Here is a 19097-nt window from a genome sequence, read left to right as displayed (position 1 = left end):
GAAAGCTTAGCGAGCGATTACAGGGGGTGCGGGGGTAGCCATTTCATTAGGGGACGCTGCGTCAATAGCCAACTTTTGAACGCAGCCATCGCCGGGGTTTCCGGTCGCGACTGCAACCGCGTCAGCCAGTAGCTGCCCGTGGTGATATGAATCGGAAACGGCTGACAAATCGCATCCGCCGCCAGTTGCCGCGCGAACATCAACGGCGGCGCCAACGCCACCCCCACGCCCTGCTGCGCCGCCTCCATCATCGCCAGCGACGAATCGAAAACAATGCTCCTCGGCGATACCGCCAGATTCGACAACCCCGCCGCCTGGAACCACTCCGGCCATTCATCCGCGCGATAGGAACGCAACAGCGTCTGCTGCAGCAGATCCGCCGGTTCGCGCAATTGCCGAGCGATGTCCGGGATGCACAGCACCGACAGCGGCGCCTCGATCAGGCGCACCGCTTCAATCCCGTGCCAGGCCCCGGCGCCGAACCGAATGGCGTAATCCAGGCCCTCGGCGGCGACGTCCACCCGATTGTTATTGGTCGACAGTCGCAAATCTATGAACGGATGTTTCGCCTGGAAGTCCGCCAGTCGCGGCAACAGCCAACCCACGGCAAAGGTCCCCACCGCGCCGACCGTCAGCACTTCACGCAAATGCCCGCCCTGAAAACACGCCAGGGTTTCGGCAATGCGGTCGAAACACTCGCACAGCACCGGCAGCAGGGTTTCCCCTTCACGGGTCAGCATCAAGCCGCGGGGCAGACGCTTGAACAGGGTCACTCCCAGCTGCGATTCAAGCCCCTTGACCTGATGACTCACCGCCGCCTGGGTGACGCATAATTCCACCGCTGCCCGGGTGAAACTCAAGTGCCGTGCCGACGCTTCGAAAGCACGCAGCGCATTGAGCGGTAATTGCGGCCGGATCATGACCACCCCCTAATTTTTCTAATGGCTCGCGCAAAATATCATCGGTTGTCCCGCATCGAAAGACTGCATAGATTTGCCTGCTCCCGGCTCCCAGACAACTCATGGAAGTGATTCCGTCATGCCTCATTTCAACCTGAACAAGTTCGCGTCCTACAGTACTTTCCTACTCCTGCTCGGCGCCAGCCATTGCATGGCCGACGATCGCCTGCAAGGCATCGTCGATGCGGCCATGAAACCCGTGATGCAGGAACAGAAGATCCCCGGCGTGGCGATTGCCATCACCGTGAAGGGCCAACCGCATTACTTTAACTACGGTGTCGCCTCGAAAGAAACCGGTAGCGCCGTCAGCGAAAACACCCTGTTCGAGATCGGCTCGGTGAGCAAAACCTTCACAGCCACTCTCAGCGCCTACGCCCAGGCCAGCGGCAAACTGGACCTGTCAGCCAAGGCCAGCCAGGTCCTACCGGCGTTGCGCGGCAGTGCGTTCGACAACATCAGCGTGCTGCAACTGGGCACTTACTCCGCCGGCGGATTGCCCCTGCAATTCCCGGACGAAGCCGACACGCCGGACACCATGCTCGCCTACTTCCAGCACTGGAAACCGACCTTCGCCCCCGGCACCCATCGCCAGTACTCCAACCCGAGTATCGGGCTCTTCGGCTACCTGGCCGCACAAAGCCTGGGCGCCCCGTTCGACGAGGCCATGGAAAAGACCCTGCTGCCCAAGCTCGGCCTCAAGCACACCTTCCTCAAGGTGCCGCAGGAGCAGATGAGCCTTTACGCACAGGGCTACAACAAGGACGACAAACCGGTGCGAGTCGGCCCGGGGGCATTGGATTCGGAAGCCTACGGGGTGAAAACCAGCGCGTCGGACCTGATCCGCTACGTCCAGGCGAACCTGCAACCGGCCCAACTGGAAAAACCTCTCCAACAGGCCATGACCACCACCCACACCGGTTACTACAAGGCCGGCAGCATGACCCAGGGCCTGGGCTGGGAACTCTACCCCTACCCGGTCAAGCTCGAGCAATTGCTGGACGGCAACTCCACGCAAATGGCCTTCGAACCCCAGCCAACCCAATGGATCACCCCACCGCAAGCGCCGCAGCAGAACGCCCTGCTCAACAAGACCGGCTCCACCAGCGGCTTCGGCGCGTACGTTGCGTACGTACACGAGAAGCAGATCGGCATCGTGATTCTGGCCAACAGGAATTATCCGAATGCGGAGCGGATCAAGGTGGCTTACCGGATTTTGAATGCGCTGGACAAATAACCTGTAGGAGCGAGCACGCTCGCGATGGACGTCAACGATTACGCGGGGAACCTGATACCCAGCGCCGTTCTTGCGGCCATCGCGAGCAAGCTCGCTCCTACAGTTGGAAAACGGCCTCAATCATCCGGCTGCTCTGGCGGCTTGGTCGGTTTCGCCGGTTTGGCAGGCTTGGCGTTCTTGGCACCCTTGGCCGCAGGCGCCGCTGGCTCGGCCGCCACGGGAGGCGGAGTCGGCGCGGCCATTTCCTTCTCTTCGGCCGGCAGTGCATCGATGGTGGCGAAGATTTTCTTCAGGTCCACCGTCTTCGAATCTTCCCCCGAAGTTTCAAGTTTCTTCTCGCCGTCCTTGCCCAGCAGAATCACTTTCGGTAACGCCCCGGCTCCCATCTTCAGCGAGCGGATCAAGGCCATGGTGTCCTGTTGACCGAGATCCTTGCCGTCGAGTTGCCCCGACATGTTCAGCACGCTGTAGACCTTGATGTTGCGATCAACGACTCCCTGTTTGTTGGCCGGATCTTCCAGCGACTTCTTCAGGCCCACCCAGACCGGATCCACAGTACTCGAGGCAATGACAACCAGGGGGCGGTACAGGCCTTTGTTGATGTCCAGTGGTGAATCGCCATCGTTGGCGAACAGGGGGCCGGCGAAAGCCAGCAAGGTAGCCAGGGTCAGTGACCTGATGAGCATGCGCATCTCCTTTTGATATCCACGCTCTAATGATTGCGCATCTCGGCGTTCGTTCCGGTGACGCTCGCGAATGTGTTTCGCGTTGTTAAAAGCTTAGGTCAGGGCGGAGGTTGCGCAATTCGCCAACCGTTTATCGCAGGATTTTTCTTCGAGGGGTATACGAGAGGCAGCGGGTGAATTTCGCCTGGAAATCTTCACCCGCAAATAAAGCAGGGTTTAGCGCTGAAATCAGAACACCAACTTGTACCCGATCAACACCAGCATGGTCGCCAGGCAAGGACGCAGCACCTCATCGGAGATACGCCCCGTCAGGTGACTGCCCAGGTAAATCCCCGGCAACGAACCCACCAACAGATAACCCAGCACCTGCCAGTCCATATTGCCCATGCTCGCGTGTCCCAGTCCCGCGACCAGGGTCAGGGGGACGGCGTGGGCGATTTCGGTGCCGACCAGGCGACGGGTCGCCAGCAGCGGGTAGAGGATGAACAGGGCCACGGTGCCCAGGGCGCCGGCGCCGATGGAGGTCAGGGCGACCATGGTGCCGAGCACCAGACCGGTGATGACGGTGAGGATGTTCAGGCGGGTGCCGCTGGGGTTGTAGTTGCCGCCGGCGCGTTTGTGGGCGAAGTCGAGAAGACGCTTCTTGAACAGGATCGCCAGGGCGGTGGCAAACAGCACGACACCCAGAGCCTGTTTGATGATGGCGTTCATCGCATCCGGCGCCGAGTGCAGGGTGCTCAGGAACCACAGGGTCAGCAGCACCGCCGGGACACTGCCGGCGGTCAGCCAGCCGGTGATTTTCCAGTCGATGTTGTTGTTCTTTCTGTGGACGAGTACGCCACTGGACTTGGTGATGGCCGCGTACAGCAGATCGGTGCCGACCGCCGTTGCCGGGTTGATGCCGAATGCCAGCAGGATCGGGGTCATCAACGACCCGCCACCCACGCCGGTCATGCCGACGATGAAGCCGACAACCAGTCCGGCCACGACCAACCCGATGTTCAGTAAATCCATTGATACGTCCACAAAGATCGCAGGGGAAATCTGGCGGGCAGCATAGCGATTTTTCTTATAACCAGTTAGATCGTTGCGATCTATCTTTATGCCATATTCCTCCCCCTGTAGGAGCGAGCTTGCTCGCGATGGAGGCCCAGTCACCGCTGGCATCCAGACAGCCAGCGTTATCGTTGACGACCATCGCGAGCAAGCTCGGCTCCTACAGTGGTGGGGGGCGGGGTTATTGGACAGGCAGGAAATTCAGGAACAGCAGGCTCTGCGCGTAATTGAGGCCGATCCGCCGGTAGCGTTCGTCGAGCATCTGGGTCAGCAGGTCGAGCCGGGCGACGATCTTGCCGAACTCCACGGCGAAGCTCAGGTTGCTGCCCTCCTCCGAGATTTCGTTGGAAAACAGCATCGGCTGGCCATCCTTGTTCTGCCGCTGGCTCAAGATCCAGGTGGCGATTTCGATGTTGCGCGCGGCGTTGCTGACGAAGGTCGGGTTGATCGCGTCCGTCATGTAGAACTCAAGGCGATTGCCGTGGGCGGTGACCAGCATGCTGCCGATGGCATAGATGAATGCCCCGACCCGGTCGCCGAGGAACTCCGGACTCATGGCGAAACGCAGCGCCGCCAGGTCCTTTTTGCCGCCCAGGGTCGGTAGCGGCTGCTGCTGTTCGATCGCCATGCGTACTTGTTTGCTGGCGGTGCGGGCGTCGAGGAAGCCGGACTTTTTCAGCTCGTCGGGATTGCGCAGGTAGAGCTTGCCCATCAACAGGTACAAGCTGTCGAGATTGTCGCGCATGGCCAGGGTCGCCATGCGATCGACGCTGGTTTGCAGAAATTCCTGGGGTTTTCCGTCGCGTATCTGGCTGAACAGGTCGTTTCCGGGCTGGTGGCTGCAACCGCTCATGCACAGCAGCAACAGCCCGGCCAACAGGCGAACTGGGGTAAAAACACGGGGCAACACTCGAACCATAAGCGATAGGACAGACAGATTCCTGTGCGACGGGATTCGTCGCAGCGGCAATGGATAGAGCCGGTCAATTGGAAAAAGTGCAGTGTTGGCGGGGATCAATCGATCATCGGCTGACAGATCGTCATCACGAACATGTTTTTTGACCCGACACAAAACCCTGTAGGAGCGAAGCTTGCTCGCGAAGAGGCCGGCACATCCAGCATCGATGTCACCTGACACTCCGCCTTCGCGGGCAAGCCTCGCTCCTACGGTTTGGTGGTGTTGGAACCAGAGCGGCTATCCTGTTGCCCACCGCATATCGATCAAAAGGAGTGAACCATGCGCACCGAACAACTGGCCGGCACTCAGGTCTCTGTCATCGGCCAGGGCACCTGGCAGATGGGCGAGGACCGTTCCCGTCACAAGGAGGAAGTCGCCGCCCTGCGGCTGGGCATCGACCTGGGCATGACCCTGATCGACACCGCCGAGATGTACGCCGAAGGCGGGGCCGAGCAGGTGGTGGCCGATGCCATCGGCGGGCAGCGCGACAAGGTGTTCCTGGTCAGCAAGGTCTACCCGCACAACGCCAGCCGCAAGGGCATTCCCCAGGCCTGCGAACGCAGCCTGCAAAGGCTCAAGACCGATCACATCGATCTCTACCTGCTGCACTGGCGCGGCCAGTACCCGCTGGAGGAAACCGTCGAAGCGTTCGAGCGCCTGCGCCAGGACGGCAAGATCAGCCGCTGGGGCGTGTCCAATTTCGATGTCGATGACCTGCTGGAACTGGACAATCCGGCCTGCGCCACCAATCAGGTGCTCTACAACCTGGAGTCACGAGGGATAGAATTTGATCTGCTGCCCTGGTGCCAGCAGCGCAACATGCCCGTCATGGCCTACTGCCCGATCGGTCAGGGCGGACAGATGTTGGGCAACGCTACACTTAAACAGGTGGCCGACCGGCATGGCGCGACCCCTGCGCAGATCGCGCTGGCCTGGCTGCTGCGGCAAAAAGGCGTGATCGCCATCCCCAAGGCGACCCGTCCCGAGCATGTGCGACTCAACGCCCAGGCAGTTTCACTGCAACTTGAAGCCGGGGATCTGGAGGCGCTTGACCAAGCGTTTCACGCGCCCAAACGCAAGCAGCGGTTGGCCATGGTCTGAACCAATCGCCCCTACACCCTGAGTGTCAGAGGGCTTCGCCATGAGAAGCACCGATCATCCGGACGCTTTCAATCTGCAACGCTTTGTCATGGCCCAGGACCCGGTGTTCGACCGGGTCCTGGCCGAACTGGACGCCGGCCACAAGCGCAGTCACTGGATGTGGTTCGTCTTTCCGCAATTCGCGGGTCTCGGCGGCAGCGACATGTCCCGCCGCTATGCGATCCGTTCCCTGGAAGAAGCCCAGGCCTACCTCGACCACCCATTGCTGGGCCCCCGGTTGCGCATCTGCACCCAGGAAGTGCTGAACGTCCAGCAGCGTTCGGTGGCGGAGATATTCGGCCACCCGGACGACCTGAAATTCCATTCCTCGATGACCCTGTTCTCCCAGGTCGCCCCTGAAGACAGTCCGTTCCATCAGGCCCTGAACCAGTACTTCCATGGCATCCCGGACGACTGGACCCTGTCGCTGCTGGACTCAAAACAGGCCCAACTGCCCCCCAATCAGGGTTGAGAAGTCATCGTCGACGAACGGCAGAATCGCATCCGCCACCGGTTGCAGCTGCCGGGTGATGTAGTGGTCATAGTCGATGAGCGCGCTGCGGATCTCCAGCGGTTCGGGGCCGGCGACGCTGATCACGTAGCTGATCCAGCCACCGTTCTGGTACTGCCGCGGACGGCCCTGGCGGTCGTTGTACTCGTCGGCTATGCGCGCCGCGCGCACGTGGGGCGGAACGTTGCGCTGGTAATCGTCAAGGGTGCGGCGCAGGCGCTTGCGGTAGATCAGGCGTTCGTCGAACTCGCCGGCCAGAGTCTTGCGCACGTATTCGCGCACATAGTCCTGATAGGGCTTGCGATGAAAGATCAGCGAGTAAAGCTCCTGCTGGAACTGCCGGGCCAGCAGCGACCAGTCGGTGCGCACCGTTTCCAGGCCCTTGTAGACCATTTCCTCACTGCCATCGGCACGGGTGACCAGCCCCGCGTAACGCTTCTTGCTGCCCTCTTCCGCGCCGCGAATGGTCGGCATCAGAAAGCGCTTGTAGTGGGTCTCGTACTGCAACTCCAACGCGCTTTCCAGGCCGTACTCCTGGCGTACATGCTCGCGCCACCACTGGTTGACGTGGTCCACCAGTGCACGGCCGATCTGTGCGGCCTCCTGCTGACCGTGGGCACGGCGCAGCCAGACGAAGGTCGAGTCGGTGTCGCCGTAGATCACCGTGTGCCCCTGGTCCTCGATCAGCTGGCGGGTGCGCAGCATGATTTCGTGACCGCGCAGGGTGATGGACGAGGCCAGGCGCGTGTCGAAGAAGCGGCAGCCGCTGGAACCGAGCACGCCGTAGAAGGCGTTCATGATGATCTTCAAGGCCTGGGACAGCGGCGCGTTGTGCTCGCGCTTGGCGACTTCCCGGCCCTCGGCGACCCGAGCGACGATGGAGGGCAGGCAATGCCGGGTGCGGGAGAACCGCGCGCCGCGAAAGCCCGGCACTGAATCGGTGTCATCGGGATGCTGGAGCCCTTCGATCAGCCCCACCGGGTCGATGAGAAAGGTGCGGATGATCGACGGATAGAGGCTCTTGTAGTCGAACACCAGCACCGATTCGTAGAGCCCCGGTTGCGAGTCCATGACAAAACCGCCGGGGCTGGCCTGCGGTGGTTTGTTGCCAAGGTTAGGGGCGACGAAGCCCTGGCGGTGCATCAGCGGCATGTACAGATGGGTGAAGGCCGCCACCGAGCCGCCCATGCGATCCACCGGCAAACCTGTGACGCTGGCCCGTTCCAGCAGGAACTTGAGCAGTTCAGTTTTGGCGAAGATCCGCGTGACCAGCTCGCAGTCCTTGAGGTTGTACTTGGCCAGCGACGGTTTGTCCTCGGCAAACATGCGGTTGATTTCGTCCATGCGCTGGTAGGGGTTGTCGATGGACTTGCCCTCCCCCAGCAGGGTCTGCGCGACGTTTTCCAGGCTGAAGGACGGGAAACTCCAGGTCGCCGAGCGCAGGGCCTCGATGCCGTCGATGATCAGCCGGCCGGCGGCGGAGGCGAAGTAATGGTTGCCGTTGCCGTGCTCGCGCCACTGCATTTCCTCGCCGCCGCGCCCCAGTTTCAGGGGTACGCCCAAGCGCCGGGCATGCTCGTGCAAGACCCGCAGATCGAACTGCACGACGTTCCAGCCGATGATCGCGTCGGGGTCGAAGCGGGCGAACCAGTCGTTGAGCTTTTTGAGCAGCACGGTGCGGGACTCGCAGTACTCGAGCTGAAAATCCACCTCGCTGTCGTCGCCATTGGCCGGGCCGAGCATGTACACCTGACGCTGGCCGCAGCCTTCCAGACCGATGCAATACAGATCGCCCTGGGCCGTGGTCTCGATGTCCAGGGACACCAGATTCAAGTCGGGGCGGTAATGCGGGTCGGGTTTGAGCTGGGCGTCGAGTAGCAGGTCGTCAGCGCCTGGGGTGCCGCTGAACCGGACCGGCGCGGTGATGAAGCGCTCCATCAGATAGCGTTCCGGCGGCCGCACGTCGGCTTCGTACACCTCGACCCCAGCGCGGCGCAGGGTGGTTTCCAGGCGCATCAACTGGCCGTGCTGGCGGCAATAGAGGCCGAGCACCGGGCGGTGTTCGAAGTCCTGCAGGGCCAGGGGTTTGAGCTCGACGTGCTTTTCGTCCTGCAGCAAAGCCTCGGCCTGCTCGCGCTGGCTGGCCGGAATGAACGCCACCGATGGCTGGTGAGGCAGGCGCAGGCGCCGGGGACCGCTGTCGGTCGCCAGCCAGAACTCGACCTCCGTCCCCGCCGGGGTATCGCGCCAATGCCGGGTCAGGACAAAGCCCTGGGGTAAATCCACTGCTGCAAACCTCGGTGTTTATTCAGGGGGGGTGATTCTACGCGTCATTCAGGATGCACGGCATCCAGGAAGCACTGTGAATCCTGTGGGAGCGGGCTTGCCCGCGATAGCTGTGGGTCAGCTGACATTTCTGTATCTGATACACCGCAATCGCGGGCAAGCCCGCTCCCACAGGGTTTGGTGGTGTACCTGAGATGATGCAGACCAAAAAAATCCCGCCCAATGACGTTTTTTGTGCGTTATCTGCCGCTTTCGCTCTTGCCCTAGGCGCCTGCGTCTACGATTCTTCAAGGACAACGACAACCCTCCCGGGAAACCGCCATGAAAACCGTCGCGCAGCTGCTGAAGTTGAAAGATCAGAAAAACCAGACAGTGCACCAGATCGATCCCGATCATATGGTGCTCGAAGCGCTGATGAAGATGGCCGAGAAGAACGTCGGCGCCTTGCTGGTTGTGAAAGATGACAAGGTGATGGGCATCATCAGTGAGCGGGACTACGCGCGCAAACTGGTGCTGCATGGGCGCTCATCGGTGGGCACGCCAGTGCGGGACATCATGGTCGCCGATGTGATCACCGTGGACACCCACCAGACCGTCGATACTTGCCTGAGCATCATGTCTGAAAGGCGCCTGCGGCACCTGCCGGTGGTGGAAAACGGCAAATTGATCGGTCTGCTGTCCATCGGCGACCTGGTCAAGGAAGCCCTGGCCGAGCAGGCTGCGCTGATTCAGCAGTTGGAGCAGTATATTCGCGGAGAATAAATCGCCCCCCTGTGGGAGCGGGCTTGCTCGCGAAAGCGGTGTATCAGACATGCACATGTTAACCGACCCACCGTATTCGCGAGCAAGCCCGCTCCCACATTGGGGGATGTGGTGTTCAAGAGGGCCAATGCCGATCAAAGACCGGTGCCAGCTTCGGATGCCGGTCGATGCGCTCCAGCCAGGCGAAAAACCCGGGCCGCGTGCGGCGCAGATGCTCCCGACTCCCCGACCACCGCGACACCACCGCTGCCAACAGGTCCAGCCCGCCCGGTGTGTCGTCATCCAGATACAACTCCGCGGAAAACTCGTCGGCAAACACCTCCCAGGTCCGGTGCAAACGCGCGCGACTGCCGACGATCAGGTTTTGCCGCGAGGCTTCGTCCGCGTTCGCCAGCCAGCGCTCCGGGTAGTCGATGACACCGATGGCCGCATAGCAATTGCTGACGATGTAGACCATCCCGCGTATAGCCTGGTCGCGGTCCACCGGGTTGTCCGGCAGCAGCCGCGATGCAGGAAACGTCAGCCCCAGGTGAATCAGGATCGCCGCGCTTTCGGTGAGGATGCTGCCGTCGGGCAGGCGCAGTGTCGGGATCTGCTTGAGCGGATTGAGCTGGCTCAGCTCCTGGGCGGCTTCGGTGGACGACTCGACATCAATGAAGCGAAAGGCAACCTTGCACAGCACCAGCGCCGCCTCGATCGCCGCCGCGCCGGAGTTTGGATAACCGTAGAGTTGATACATGAACACCTCCCTGGGCTGCTCTCCAGCAATCGCCCCTGACACCGTTGAAAAAAAATTTCGGCCCACTGCATCCAAATCGCTTAGCCAAGGGTAGTACCTGTAACAGCCTCTGTTGCTGTCGAGCGGTTCACACACTTTTGGAGAGCACCTCATGAACACAAGACAACTGGTTTGCCTGTTGGGTTTATTCACCGCCCTGCCTGTGGCTTACGCTCAGAGCGACTTGCCCGACAGCATCAAGGTACCGGACGGGCACAAGGTCGCCATGGAGACCACCGGGGTTGGAGAAATCACCTACGAATGTCGGGATAAAGCCAACGCGGCCGGCCAGACCGAATGGGTTTTCGTCGGACCGAAAGCCGTGCTCAATGATCGCAGTGGCAAGCAGGTCGGCACCTATTTCGGACCGCCGGCAACGTGGCAGGCCAAGGACGGGTCGAAAGTCACCGGTACTCAATTGGCCGTGGCACCTTCCAGTGCAGGCAACCTGCCCTATCAACTGGTCAAGGCCAATCCCGCCGAAGGCAAAGGCGTCATGAGTGGCGTGAGTTACATCCAGCGCACCGGTCTCAAGGGTGGCGTCGCGCCCGGCACCGCCTGCACGACCGCCAACAAGGGCCAGCAGGAAATCGTGAAGTACCAGGCGGACTATATTTTCTGGTCGGCCAGCTGAAGCGCAATCCGGTAGCGCATCCCTGTAGCAGCGTCGCTCCGTTCGCTCCTACAGGAATGCGATTTGTTTGCTAGATTGCATTCCACGTGTCACTCCATTGCCGGCCGAGATCAGTGTCCTTGCCCGAAACGCCTTTCGATTATGAACACCATCTGGCCGCCTGCGCGCGTGGCGAGCGTCAGGCCCTGCGCGATTTGTATATGCAGGAAAGCCCACGGCTGCTGGGCGTGGCCAAGCGCCTTGTGGGCGACGCAGCATTGGCGGAGGACATCGTCCACGACGCCTTCCTGAAAATCTGGGCCGGCGCCGTGCATTTCGACCCGGCGCGGGGTTCGGCGCGGGGCTGGATGTTCAGCGTGACCCGGCATCTGGCTCTAAACCACCTGCGCGATCACAGCCGCGAGATTCAAGGCGACGTCGAGGTGCCGGATACCTTTGACGCTGTCGATGGCCTGCAACACTCGGCGCGTATCCATCGATGCCTGGAACAACTGGAACCGGCACGGCGCAGTTGCATCGTTCACGCCTATGTCGACGGTTATTCACACGCACAGATTTCACACAGACTCGGCACCCCGCTGGGCACCGTCAAAGCCTGGATCAAGCGAAGCCTGACGGCATTGCGGGAGTGCATGGGATGACCACCAGACCCACCGACGAAACCCCCGAGACACTCGATGAATTGGCCAGTGAATATGTGCTGGGCACGCTGTCGGCCGAGCAGCGCGACAGCGTTCGGCAACGCCTGCGCACCGATCCCGAACTGCGCACCGCAGTAGATGCCTGGGAGCGCCGTTTGCTGGGCCTGACTGAATTGGTCGAGCCTCAAACACCGTCACCGCAACTGTGGCACCGTATCGAGCGCAGTGTGGACGGTTGGAGCCGGCGGCGATCAACGAAGGCTGTTGAGCAGTCGAGCCCCTGGTGGAACCGGCTGTCCTTGTGGCGCGGGCTGACGGGGGTTGGCCTGGCTGCAAGTTTGCTGCTGGGTGCAATGCTGCTGACGCAAACCACGGTGAAACCGACTTACCTGGTGGTGCTGGTCGCTCCGCAGGACAAGGCGCCGGGCTGGGTGATCCAGGCCAGCAACCCGCGTGAAATCCAGCTGATTCCGCTGGGCGTGGTCGAGGTGCCGGCAGACAAGGCACTGGAGTTCTGGACCAAGGCTGACGGCTGGCAGGGGCCTGTCTCGCTCGGATTGGTAAAGCCGGGCCAGACGCTGTCGGTCATGCTGGACAAGCTGCCCCCGATGCAACCGAACCAGTTGTTCGAACTGACTCTGGAAGACCCTGCCGGCTCGCCAATCGGCAAGCCGACCGGCCCTATCCAGTTCATCGGCCGCGCGGTGAAAGTCCTTTGAGCGTCTTCATCTACTCCACATTTTCATTTTGCCCGCGCCATGCACCGCTGATACCGCTCATCAACACGCTTGGCAAACCACGCCGTGGTGAGTTTGCGGGTGATTTTCGGGCTTTGCAGGACGATGCCAGGCAGCACCGCGCGGGGTAATGTGCGGCCTTCGGCCTTGTCGGCCAGGGCGAAGACCCGCTGGTAGAGATCGCTGTCCTCGAACGCCAGGCTGTTGCCCTCCTCCAGTTCAGCCCTGATGGTCGTGTTGCGCATGTCCAGTTGCCTGCCGAGGGCGCGCACGGCCTTTTCCGTGGCGCCGGGCATGATCGAGCCGTAATTCACCAGGTCGCCGTCCAGCGCCAGCGGTATTCCTGAAGCCCGGCTCACGGCGTTCTGGAACGCGGCGTTGCGGCTGGCGTACCAGCCGGCGTTGAAATCGGCGAAGCGATACAGCGGTTGCGGGTAGCTCACCGGATAGCCGAGCAAATGGGCGATGCCGAAATACATGCCGCCCCGGCGGGTGAAGACTTCGCGGCGAATCGAGCCGTCCACCGGGTAGGGATAATCCTTGGCCTGCTTCTCGGCAAAATCGATGCTGACTTGCATCGGCCCGCCGGTATGCACCGGGTTGAAGCCGCCGAACAGGGTCTGGCCCATCGGCACCATGCCGATGAAGTCATCGAAAATCCCGCTCAGCTCCTTTTCGCTACGCGCCGCATTGAGCCGGTCGCTGTAGCTTTTGCCGTTGGGCGAACGCACCTGCAGCGCACCGCTGACCAGCAGGCCCGGAATGTGCGCCTTGGCGGCCCGGCGGTCGATCTCGTCGCGAGCGATCTTGCCCAGGCCCGGCACGGTCGGATCGGCCTGAAAGGTCGACTCCTGCTCGGTCACGGCCAGCACCGCACAGATGTTCTGGGTGGTCGGCGCGATGTTCTGCGCCGTGAAGGCGACCTGGATGTCCGTGGCCCAGCCCTGGCGATCCGTGGCCTTGGCCGGCAGCAGGCGCAGGATGTCCGCCTTGATCTGGGCGGGGCTGCGCGCCACAGGTTCCTGGGTGCGCTGACTGCCGCAACCGGCCAGCACCAGCATCGCGGCGATGCTCAAGGTCAATCGATGGGCTTGCATGGGGCTCCTTGTCGTTCGATTCGCCGGATCAAGCCTGAGGCTGATGGCATGACACTGGCTATGACCATGGCGCGGATCAGCTGTTCCTCCGGCCAACACCACACCCTGTAGGAGCGAGCACGCTCGCGATGCACGCAAGAACACCGCGGGAAATCAGGAAGCCCGCGTCATCATTGACGTCCATCGCGAGCATGCTCGCTCCTACACAGAGCAGAAGGCACCGCGGCGCACAGATGCCTCGACGTGGGCAAGTCCACCCCGTTACAGACGAGCACTATCGGCGTCATGACAAATTGCTTGCATTGCATTTGAGAAATACTACTATTTGTGTCTGGATTCTGATTTGCGCAAGGAGACGTAGCGCCGCCACCACTCATTCTCGACGGCACGCCGCCCCAGGAACGGACCATGACTGCTCCAGCCCGCCCTAGCTTTTCCTTCCAGCCCACCCTGCTCGCCCTCTTCTGCTCCTTGTCTGTCAGCGCCCACGCCGCCGATCCCGCGCCTGCCGACGGAAAACCGTTGATGCTCGGCGACGTCAACGTCAACGCCGAAGCACCGGTCCCACCGGATCTGCCGCCGGTGTATCCCGGCGGCCAGGTCGCGCGCGGCGGGCAATTGGGGATTCTGGGCAACCAGGACATCATGGACGTGCCGTTCAGCGTGACGTCCTATACCGAAGAACTGATTCGCGATCAGCAGGCCGAAAACGTCGGCGATGTGCTGCTCAATGATTCCTCGGTACGACAGGCTTCCGGCTTTTCCAACCAGGCCCAGGCCTTCATGATTCGCGGCCTGCCGCTCAACGGCGACGATATTTCCTTCAACGGCCTGTATGGCATTCTGCCGCGACAGATCATTTCCACCGACGCTCTTGAGCGGGTCGAAGTGTTCAAGGGCCCGAACGCCTTCATCAACGGCGTGACCCCGAGCGGCTCAGGCATCGGCGGCGGCGTCAATGTGCAACCCAAGCGCGCGGCGGACGCGCCCCTGCGCCGTTTCACCACCGACATCAGCGATGAAGGCCGCATCGGCGAACACCTCGACATCGGCCAGCGCTTCGGCGAAGACAACCGCTTCGGCGCGCGGGTCAACCTGTCTCAGCGCGAAGGCGACACCGGTATCGACGATGAAAACCAGCGCTCCAAACTGTTCGCCATCGGCCTGGATTACCGCGGCGATGCCCTGCGCATCTCCGGCGACTTCATCTACTCCAAGGAACGCATCAACGGCGGTCGCAGTTCGGTAAACCTGGGCAACACCACGCACATCCCGGATGCGCCGTCGGCCGACACCAACTACGCGCAAAAATGGGGTTTCAGCCAGATCGAGGACACCTTCGGCATGCTGCGCGCCGAGTACGACCTCAACGACAACTGGACCGCCTACGTCGCCGGTGGCGCCAAGCACACCCGCGAAGTCGGCCGCTACGACGGCACCACGCTGGTCGGCAACGACGGCAGCTCCACCACCTCCGGCTCGTTCATTCCCCACGACGAAGACAACACCAGCGCGATGGGCGGCCTGCGGGGCAAATTCGCCACCGGCCCGGTCAGCCATCAGCTGAACTTCGGTCTGGCGGGTGTGTGGACGCAACAGCGCAACGCCTTTGACTTCGACCTGACCCAGAACCCGAACAACATCTACCACCCGATCGACACGCCCGCGCCACAGCCAGGTTTCTCCGGCGGCGACCTGAACGATCCGGGCATCACCGCCAAGACGTTCGCCCGCAGCGGCGCGTTCTCCGACACCCTGGGCTTCATGGATGACCGTCTGCTGGTCACCGTCGGCCTGCGCCGCCAGCAGTTGGTGGTGCAGAACTACGCCTACGGCTCCGGTACTCGCACTTCCAGCTACGACAAGTCGATCACCACGCCGGTCTACGGCATCGTGTTCAAGCCGTGGGAACACGTGTCGTTCTACGCCAACCGCATCGAAGGGCTGGCCGAAGGGCCGATCGCCCCGACCACCGCCGGCTCCCGGGTGGTGGTCAACGGCAATCAGGCGTTCTCGCCGGCGCGCTCGAAACAGATCGAGGCCGGGGTCAAGGTCGACATGGGCAACTATGGCGCGACCCTCGGGGTGTACCGCATCGAGCAACCGGCCGACGGCTACACCCAGGTCATCGACGACACCACCGCGGTGTTCGTCCACGATGGCGAGCAGGTCAACAAGGGTGTCGAGCTCAACGTGTTCGGCGAACCCATCGACGGCCTGCGCCTGCTCAGCGGCGTGACGGTGATGGACACTGAACTGAAGAAAACCCAGGACGGCCTCAACGACGGCAACCACGCCATCGGCGTGCCAACCTTCCAGTTCAACGCCAGCGTCGACTGGGACGTGCCGGGCATTCCGGGTGCTGCGCTGAACGGGCGGATGTTGCGCACCGGCGGCCAGTACGCCGATGCCGCGAACAACCTCAGCCTGCCAACCTGGAACCGCTTCGACGCCGGCGCGCGGTACGCCTTCAAGGTTCAGGAGAAAGACGTCACCCTGCGCTTCTCGGTGGAGAACGTGGCCAACAAGGCCTACTGGGAATCGGCCCAGGGCGGCTTCCTGACCCAGGGCGAGCCGCGGACGGCGAAGTTGTCGGGGACGATCGACTTTTAACAGTTAACCCCCTTCCTGTAGGAGCGAGCATGCTCGCGATGGTGGCTCGGTCACCGCTGGGTGTCAGGTCGCCAGCGTTATCGTTGACCTCCATCGCGAGCATGCTCGCTCCTACAGGGTGAGGGGGTCGGGGCCAATTTGGATCCGTCCGGCGGCCCGCCTGGCTGGCCTGCACGTCTGGACCATACTTGCTGCACACGGTATGGAGGACAGGCTCATGCACCGTAGCGACGTGTTGATCGTCGGCGCCGGCCCGACCGGGCTGGTGCTGGCGTTGTGGCTGAGCAAGCTGGGCATTCGGGTGCGGATCATCGACAAGACTTCGACACCTGGCACCACGTCCCGGGCGCTGGCCGTGCAGGCGCGGACCCTGGAGCTGTATCGCCAACTCGACCTTGCCGATACCATCGTCGAACAGGGCCATCGCGTGGCGGCCGCCAATTTCTGGGTCAAGGGCGAGGCCGTGGCGCGCATGCCGCTGTCCCGCATCGGCGAGGGACTGACGCCCTACGCATTCCTTCAAGTATTCCCACAGGACGCACACGAACGGCTGCTGATCGAGCGCCTGGAAACTTTCGGCATCACGGTGGAGCGCAATACCGAGCTTCTGGGTTTCGAGGAGATCGGCGATGGCATCACCGCGACGCTGCTCCTGCCCGACGGTCAGCAGGAAATCTGCCAGGCCTGTTATCTGGCCGGGTGCGATGGCGCCCGCTCCATCGTGCGCAAAACCCTGGACACCGAGTTCCCGGGTGGCACTTACCAGCAGATTTTCTACGTCGCCGATGTGCGCACCAGCGGGCCTGCCGCCAACGGCGAACTTCACCTGGACCTCGACGAAGCGGATTTCCTCGCCATATTCCCCATGGACGGCCAGGGTCGAGTGCGTTTGATTGGCACCGTGCGCGACGAGCGTGCAGGGCACGCTGAAACACTGAAGTTCGAAGATGTCAGCAACCGGGCCATTGAAAACATGGGGGTGAAGGTCGAGCAACTGAACTGGTTCTCGACCTATCGCGTGCATCACCGGGTGGCGGATCATTTTCGCACTGGACGCGCATTTCTGTTGGGCGACGCCGCCCATGTGCACAGCCCCGCCGGCGGCCAGGGCATGAACACCGGGATTGGCGATGCGATCAACCTGGCCTGGAAACTCGCCGCCGTATTGAGCGGTGGCGCCAAGCCGACCTTGCTCGCCAGCTACGAAACCGAGCGCATCGCCTTCGCCCGCAAACTGGTAGCCACCACCGACCGCGTCTTCACCTTCGCCACCGCTGAAGGGCGCATGGCGGATCTGCTGCGCACACGTTTGGCGCCGTTGCTGATTCCGAAAATGGCGTCGTTCGAAACCACGCGCGAATTCCTCTTTCGCACGGTGTCGCAGATCACCCTCAACTACCGCGGCATGCCCTTGAGTGCGGGCGTTGCCGGCCACGTGCACGGCGGCGACCGCCTGCCCTGGGCGCACGATGGCGAGGGCGACAATTTCGAATCGCTGAAGTGTCCGACCTGGAAGGTGCATGTGTACGGCGACACCAGCGACGAGATGATCGCCTGGTGCAACGAGCATCATCTGCCGCTGCACGTATTCGACTGGCGCCCGGCGTTCGAGGCGGCGGGGCTGGGGCGTAACGGGTTTTACCTGCTGCGGCCGGATACCTATGTGGCGATTGCCGACAACAGCTCCGATCCGAAGGTGATTGAGCGGTATTTCAATCAGCAGGGTATTCGGCCGTTCTTCGGCCGTCCCTGATGCCAGTCAGTTAAGAAATTGGACAAACAATGAGGACATTGTGGCGAGGGGGCTTGTCGAAACGTCGCACCGCCCCGTTGGGCTGCGAAGCGGCCCCAAAAAATGGGACTGCTGCGCAGTCCAACGGGGGCAAGCCCCCTCGCCACAGGTCTGTGTTCGGTTTGACTGACTGAGTCAGATCCCGGCCAGCGCCAGATCCATCGCAAAATAAGTAAAGATCAGATCCGCCCCCGCCCGCTTGATCGCCCCGAGGCTCTCTCGCACCACGCGATCCTCATCGATGGCCCCGGCCTGGGCGGCGAATTTGATCATCGCGTACTCCCCACTCACCTGATACGCCGACAGCGGCAGGTTCGAGGCTTCGCGGATGTCGCGGATGATGTCCAGATAAGCACCGGCCGGCTTGACCATCAGCGCGTCGGCGCCTTCCTGTTCGTCCAGCAACGATTCACGCAGCGCTTCGCGACGGTTCATCGGGTTCATCTGGTAGCTCTTGCGATCGCCCTTGAGCGCGCTGCCGCCGGCTTCGCGGAACGGGCCGTAGAGCGCCGAGGCGAATTTGGTCGAATAGGCCATGATCGCGGTCTGGGTGAAACCGGCCTGATCCAGCGCCCGCCGAATCGCCTGGACCTGACCGTCCATGGCCGCCGACGGCGCGATCACATCGGCGCCGGCACGGGCCGCCGCCACCGCCTGCTTGCCGAGGTTGATCAGGGTCTGGTCGTTATCCACTTCATGGTTGTGCAGCACGCCGCAATGGCCGTGGTCGGTGTACTCGCAGAAGCAGGTGTCGGACATCACGATCATCTCCGGCACCGCGTCCTTGGCGATGCGCGACATGCGCGAGACCAGGCCGTTTTCCCGCCAGGTATCACTGCCGTTGCCGTCCAGGTGATGGGACACGCCAAAGGTCATCACCGACTTGATCCCGGCCTTGGCATAACGCTCGATCTCGCCGGCCAGCTTCGACTCGGGAATGCGCATCACCCCGGGCATGCTCTTGATCGGCACGAAATCGTCGATTTCTTCCTCGACGAAAATCGGCAGGACCAGATCGTTCAGGGTGAACTCGGTTTCCTGGAACAGACTGCGCAGGCTCGCATTGCGGCGCAGACGGCGTGGGCGTGCTTCGGGGAACTGGCTGGACATGGGCATTCCTGAAAATCCGGGGAGAAACAAAAATCCCTGTGGGAGCGGGCTTGCTCGCGAAAGCGGTGTGCCAGTCGACACATGTATTGACTGACTCTGCGCT

At 62.1% G+C, this 19097-nt stretch carries 17 protein-coding genes; 9 read left to right on the top strand and 8 right to left on the bottom strand.

Features of this window, described 5'->3' with window-relative positions; genetic code table 11:
* Window positions 1-17: 17 nt before the first annotated feature.
* A complete protein-coding gene (locus tag ACW9JE_RS19160) occupies window positions 18-920 on the bottom strand; it encodes a LysR family transcriptional regulator (protein WP_457433628.1) in 903 nt (300 codons plus the stop codon).
* Between the two features lie 118 nt (window positions 921-1038).
* Here ACW9JE_RS19160 and ampC point away from each other — a divergent pair, with 118 nt between their 5' ends.
* On the top strand, window positions 1039-2193 hold the full coding sequence (gene ampC / locus ACW9JE_RS19155) for a class C beta-lactamase (RefSeq protein WP_457433627.1): 1155 nt from the start codon (window positions 1039-1041) through the stop codon (window positions 2191-2193).
* A gap of 116 nt (window positions 2194-2309) precedes the next feature.
* Here ampC and ACW9JE_RS19150 read toward each other — a convergent pair whose 3' ends face one another.
* The 3 genes from ACW9JE_RS19150 to ACW9JE_RS19140 all read right to left on the bottom strand — a co-directional run bounded on the left by ACW9JE_RS19150 (window position 2310) and on the right by ACW9JE_RS19140 (window position 4854).
* Entirely contained in the window at window positions 2310-2879 is a 570-nt protein-coding gene (locus tag ACW9JE_RS19150) for a DUF4174 domain-containing protein (RefSeq protein ID WP_175380048.1), read from the bottom strand.
* Between the two features lie 228 nt (window positions 2880-3107).
* Window positions 3108-3893, bottom strand: a complete 786-nt coding sequence (locus ACW9JE_RS19145) for a sulfite exporter TauE/SafE family protein (protein WP_224534540.1) — start codon at window positions 3891-3893, stop codon at window positions 3108-3110.
* A gap of 223 nt (window positions 3894-4116) precedes the next feature.
* Window positions 4117-4854 (bottom strand): hypothetical protein, encoded by a 738-nt coding sequence (locus tag ACW9JE_RS19140; protein ID WP_457433626.1) that lies wholly within the window; start codon window positions 4852-4854, stop codon window positions 4117-4119.
* Between the two features lie 318 nt (window positions 4855-5172).
* On the opposite strand from ACW9JE_RS19140, the gene ACW9JE_RS19135 reads away from it, so the two are divergent.
* Window positions 5173-5994: an aldo/keto reductase gene (locus ACW9JE_RS19135; protein WP_457433625.1), complete on the top strand. Its 822-nt coding sequence runs from the start codon at window positions 5173-5175 to the stop codon at window positions 5992-5994.
* Window positions 5995-6034: 40 nt separating this feature from the next.
* The gene (locus ACW9JE_RS19130; RefSeq protein ID WP_457433624.1) at window positions 6035-6505 is read left to right on the top strand and encodes a DUF1810 domain-containing protein; all 471 of its coding nucleotides are present in this window, start codon (window positions 6035-6037) and stop codon (window positions 6503-6505) included.
* Here ACW9JE_RS19130 and ACW9JE_RS19125 read toward each other — a convergent pair.
* A complete protein-coding gene (locus tag ACW9JE_RS19125; protein ID WP_457433623.1) occupies window positions 6470-8830 on the bottom strand; it encodes a DNA polymerase II in 2361 nt (786 codons plus the stop codon). The two genes, ACW9JE_RS19130 and ACW9JE_RS19125, sit on opposite strands and share 36 nt — an antisense overlap.
* Before the next feature lie 321 nt (window positions 8831-9151).
* Between ACW9JE_RS19125 and ACW9JE_RS19120 the strand changes: the two genes are divergently transcribed.
* On the top strand, window positions 9152-9592 hold the full coding sequence (locus ACW9JE_RS19120) for a CBS domain-containing protein (RefSeq protein ID WP_175377694.1): 441 nt from the start codon (window positions 9152-9154) through the stop codon (window positions 9590-9592).
* 115 nt (window positions 9593-9707) lie between these two features.
* Here the strand turns inward: ACW9JE_RS19120 and ACW9JE_RS19115 are convergent, their stop codons facing one another.
* Complete coding sequence (locus tag ACW9JE_RS19115; protein ID WP_457433622.1) at window positions 9708-10331, bottom strand: glutathione S-transferase family protein; 624 nt, start codon at window positions 10329-10331, stop codon at window positions 9708-9710.
* A 151-nt stretch (window positions 10332-10482) separates the two neighbouring features.
* Here ACW9JE_RS19115 and ACW9JE_RS19110 point away from each other — a divergent pair, with 151 nt between their 5' ends.
* From ACW9JE_RS19110 to ACW9JE_RS19100, 3 genes are all read left to right on the top strand, one after another.
* Window positions 10483-11004, top strand: a complete 522-nt coding sequence (locus ACW9JE_RS19110; RefSeq protein WP_457433621.1) for a DUF3455 domain-containing protein — start codon at window positions 10483-10485, stop codon at window positions 11002-11004.
* A 113-nt stretch (window positions 11005-11117) separates the two neighbouring features.
* A complete protein-coding gene (locus tag ACW9JE_RS19105; protein WP_457433620.1) occupies window positions 11118-11645 on the top strand; it encodes a sigma-70 family RNA polymerase sigma factor in 528 nt (175 codons plus the stop codon).
* A complete protein-coding gene (locus tag ACW9JE_RS19100; RefSeq protein ID WP_457433619.1) occupies window positions 11642-12364 on the top strand; it encodes an anti-sigma factor in 723 nt (240 codons plus the stop codon). The genes ACW9JE_RS19105 and ACW9JE_RS19100 overlap by 4 nt, the downstream gene beginning before the upstream one ends.
* A gap of 23 nt (window positions 12365-12387) precedes the next feature.
* Here ACW9JE_RS19100 and ACW9JE_RS19095 read toward each other — a convergent pair whose 3' ends face one another.
* On the bottom strand, window positions 12388-13479 hold the full coding sequence (locus ACW9JE_RS19095) for a DUF1615 domain-containing protein (protein ID WP_457433618.1): 1092 nt from the start codon (window positions 13477-13479) through the stop codon (window positions 12388-12390).
* Window positions 13480-13887: 408 nt separating this feature from the next.
* Here ACW9JE_RS19095 and ACW9JE_RS19090 point away from each other — a divergent pair, with 408 nt between their 5' ends.
* Window positions 13888-16092, top strand: a complete 2205-nt coding sequence (locus ACW9JE_RS19090) for a TonB-dependent receptor (protein ID WP_457433616.1) — start codon at window positions 13888-13890, stop codon at window positions 16090-16092.
* A 217-nt stretch (window positions 16093-16309) separates the two neighbouring features.
* Window positions 16310-17845, top strand: a complete 1536-nt coding sequence (locus ACW9JE_RS19085; protein WP_457433615.1) for an FAD-dependent oxidoreductase — start codon at window positions 16310-16312, stop codon at window positions 17843-17845.
* 174 nt (window positions 17846-18019) lie between these two features.
* Here the strand turns inward: ACW9JE_RS19085 and hemB are convergent, their stop codons facing one another.
* Complete coding sequence (gene hemB, locus ACW9JE_RS19080; protein WP_457433614.1) at window positions 18020-18994, bottom strand: porphobilinogen synthase; 975 nt, start codon at window positions 18992-18994, stop codon at window positions 18020-18022.
* Between the last annotated feature and the right edge of the window lie 103 nt (window positions 18995-19097).

The organism is Pseudomonas sp. SDO55104_S430, from assembly GCF_054070595.1.
This window is presented reverse-complemented; position numbering and strand designations above follow the sequence as displayed.

What these genes read in the sequence shown, in the direction of transcription:
- ACW9JE_RS19160 (WP_457433628.1), bottom strand. Translation starts at nt 920, where the DNA reads ATGATCCGGCCGCAATTACCGCTCAATGCGCTGCGTGCTTTCGAAGCG.
- ampC (WP_457433627.1), top strand. Translation starts at nt 1,039, where the DNA reads ATGCCTCATTTCAACCTGAACAAGTTCGCGTCCTACAGTACTTTCCTA.
- ACW9JE_RS19150 (WP_175380048.1), bottom strand. Translation starts at nt 2,879, where the DNA reads ATGCTCATCAGGTCACTGACCCTGGCTACCTTGCTGGCTTTCGCCGGC.
- ACW9JE_RS19145 (WP_224534540.1), bottom strand. Translation starts at nt 3,893, where the DNA reads ATGGATTTACTGAACATCGGGTTGGTCGTGGCCGGACTGGTTGTCGGC.
- ACW9JE_RS19140 (WP_457433626.1), bottom strand. Translation starts at nt 4,854, where the DNA reads ATGGTTCGAGTGTTGCCCCGTGTTTTTACCCCAGTTCGCCTGTTGGCC.
- ACW9JE_RS19135 (WP_457433625.1), top strand. Translation starts at nt 5,173, where the DNA reads ATGCGCACCGAACAACTGGCCGGCACTCAGGTCTCTGTCATCGGCCAG.
- ACW9JE_RS19130 (WP_457433624.1), top strand. Translation starts at nt 6,035, where the DNA reads ATGAGAAGCACCGATCATCCGGACGCTTTCAATCTGCAACGCTTTGTC.
- ACW9JE_RS19120 (WP_175377694.1), top strand. Translation starts at nt 9,152, where the DNA reads ATGAAAACCGTCGCGCAGCTGCTGAAGTTGAAAGATCAGAAAAACCAG.
- ACW9JE_RS19115 (WP_457433622.1), bottom strand. Translation starts at nt 10,331, where the DNA reads ATGTATCAACTCTACGGTTATCCAAACTCCGGCGCGGCGGCGATCGAG.
- ACW9JE_RS19110 (WP_457433621.1), top strand. Translation starts at nt 10,483, where the DNA reads ATGAACACAAGACAACTGGTTTGCCTGTTGGGTTTATTCACCGCCCTG.
- ACW9JE_RS19100 (WP_457433619.1), top strand. Translation starts at nt 11,642, where the DNA reads ATGACCACCAGACCCACCGACGAAACCCCCGAGACACTCGATGAATTG.
- ACW9JE_RS19095 (WP_457433618.1), bottom strand. Translation starts at nt 13,479, where the DNA reads ATGCAAGCCCATCGATTGACCTTGAGCATCGCCGCGATGCTGGTGCTG.
- ACW9JE_RS19090 (WP_457433616.1), top strand. Translation starts at nt 13,888, where the DNA reads ATGACTGCTCCAGCCCGCCCTAGCTTTTCCTTCCAGCCCACCCTGCTC.
- ACW9JE_RS19085 (WP_457433615.1), top strand. Translation starts at nt 16,310, where the DNA reads ATGCACCGTAGCGACGTGTTGATCGTCGGCGCCGGCCCGACCGGGCTG.
- hemB (WP_457433614.1), bottom strand. Translation starts at nt 18,994, where the DNA reads ATGTCCAGCCAGTTCCCCGAAGCACGCCCACGCCGTCTGCGCCGCAAT.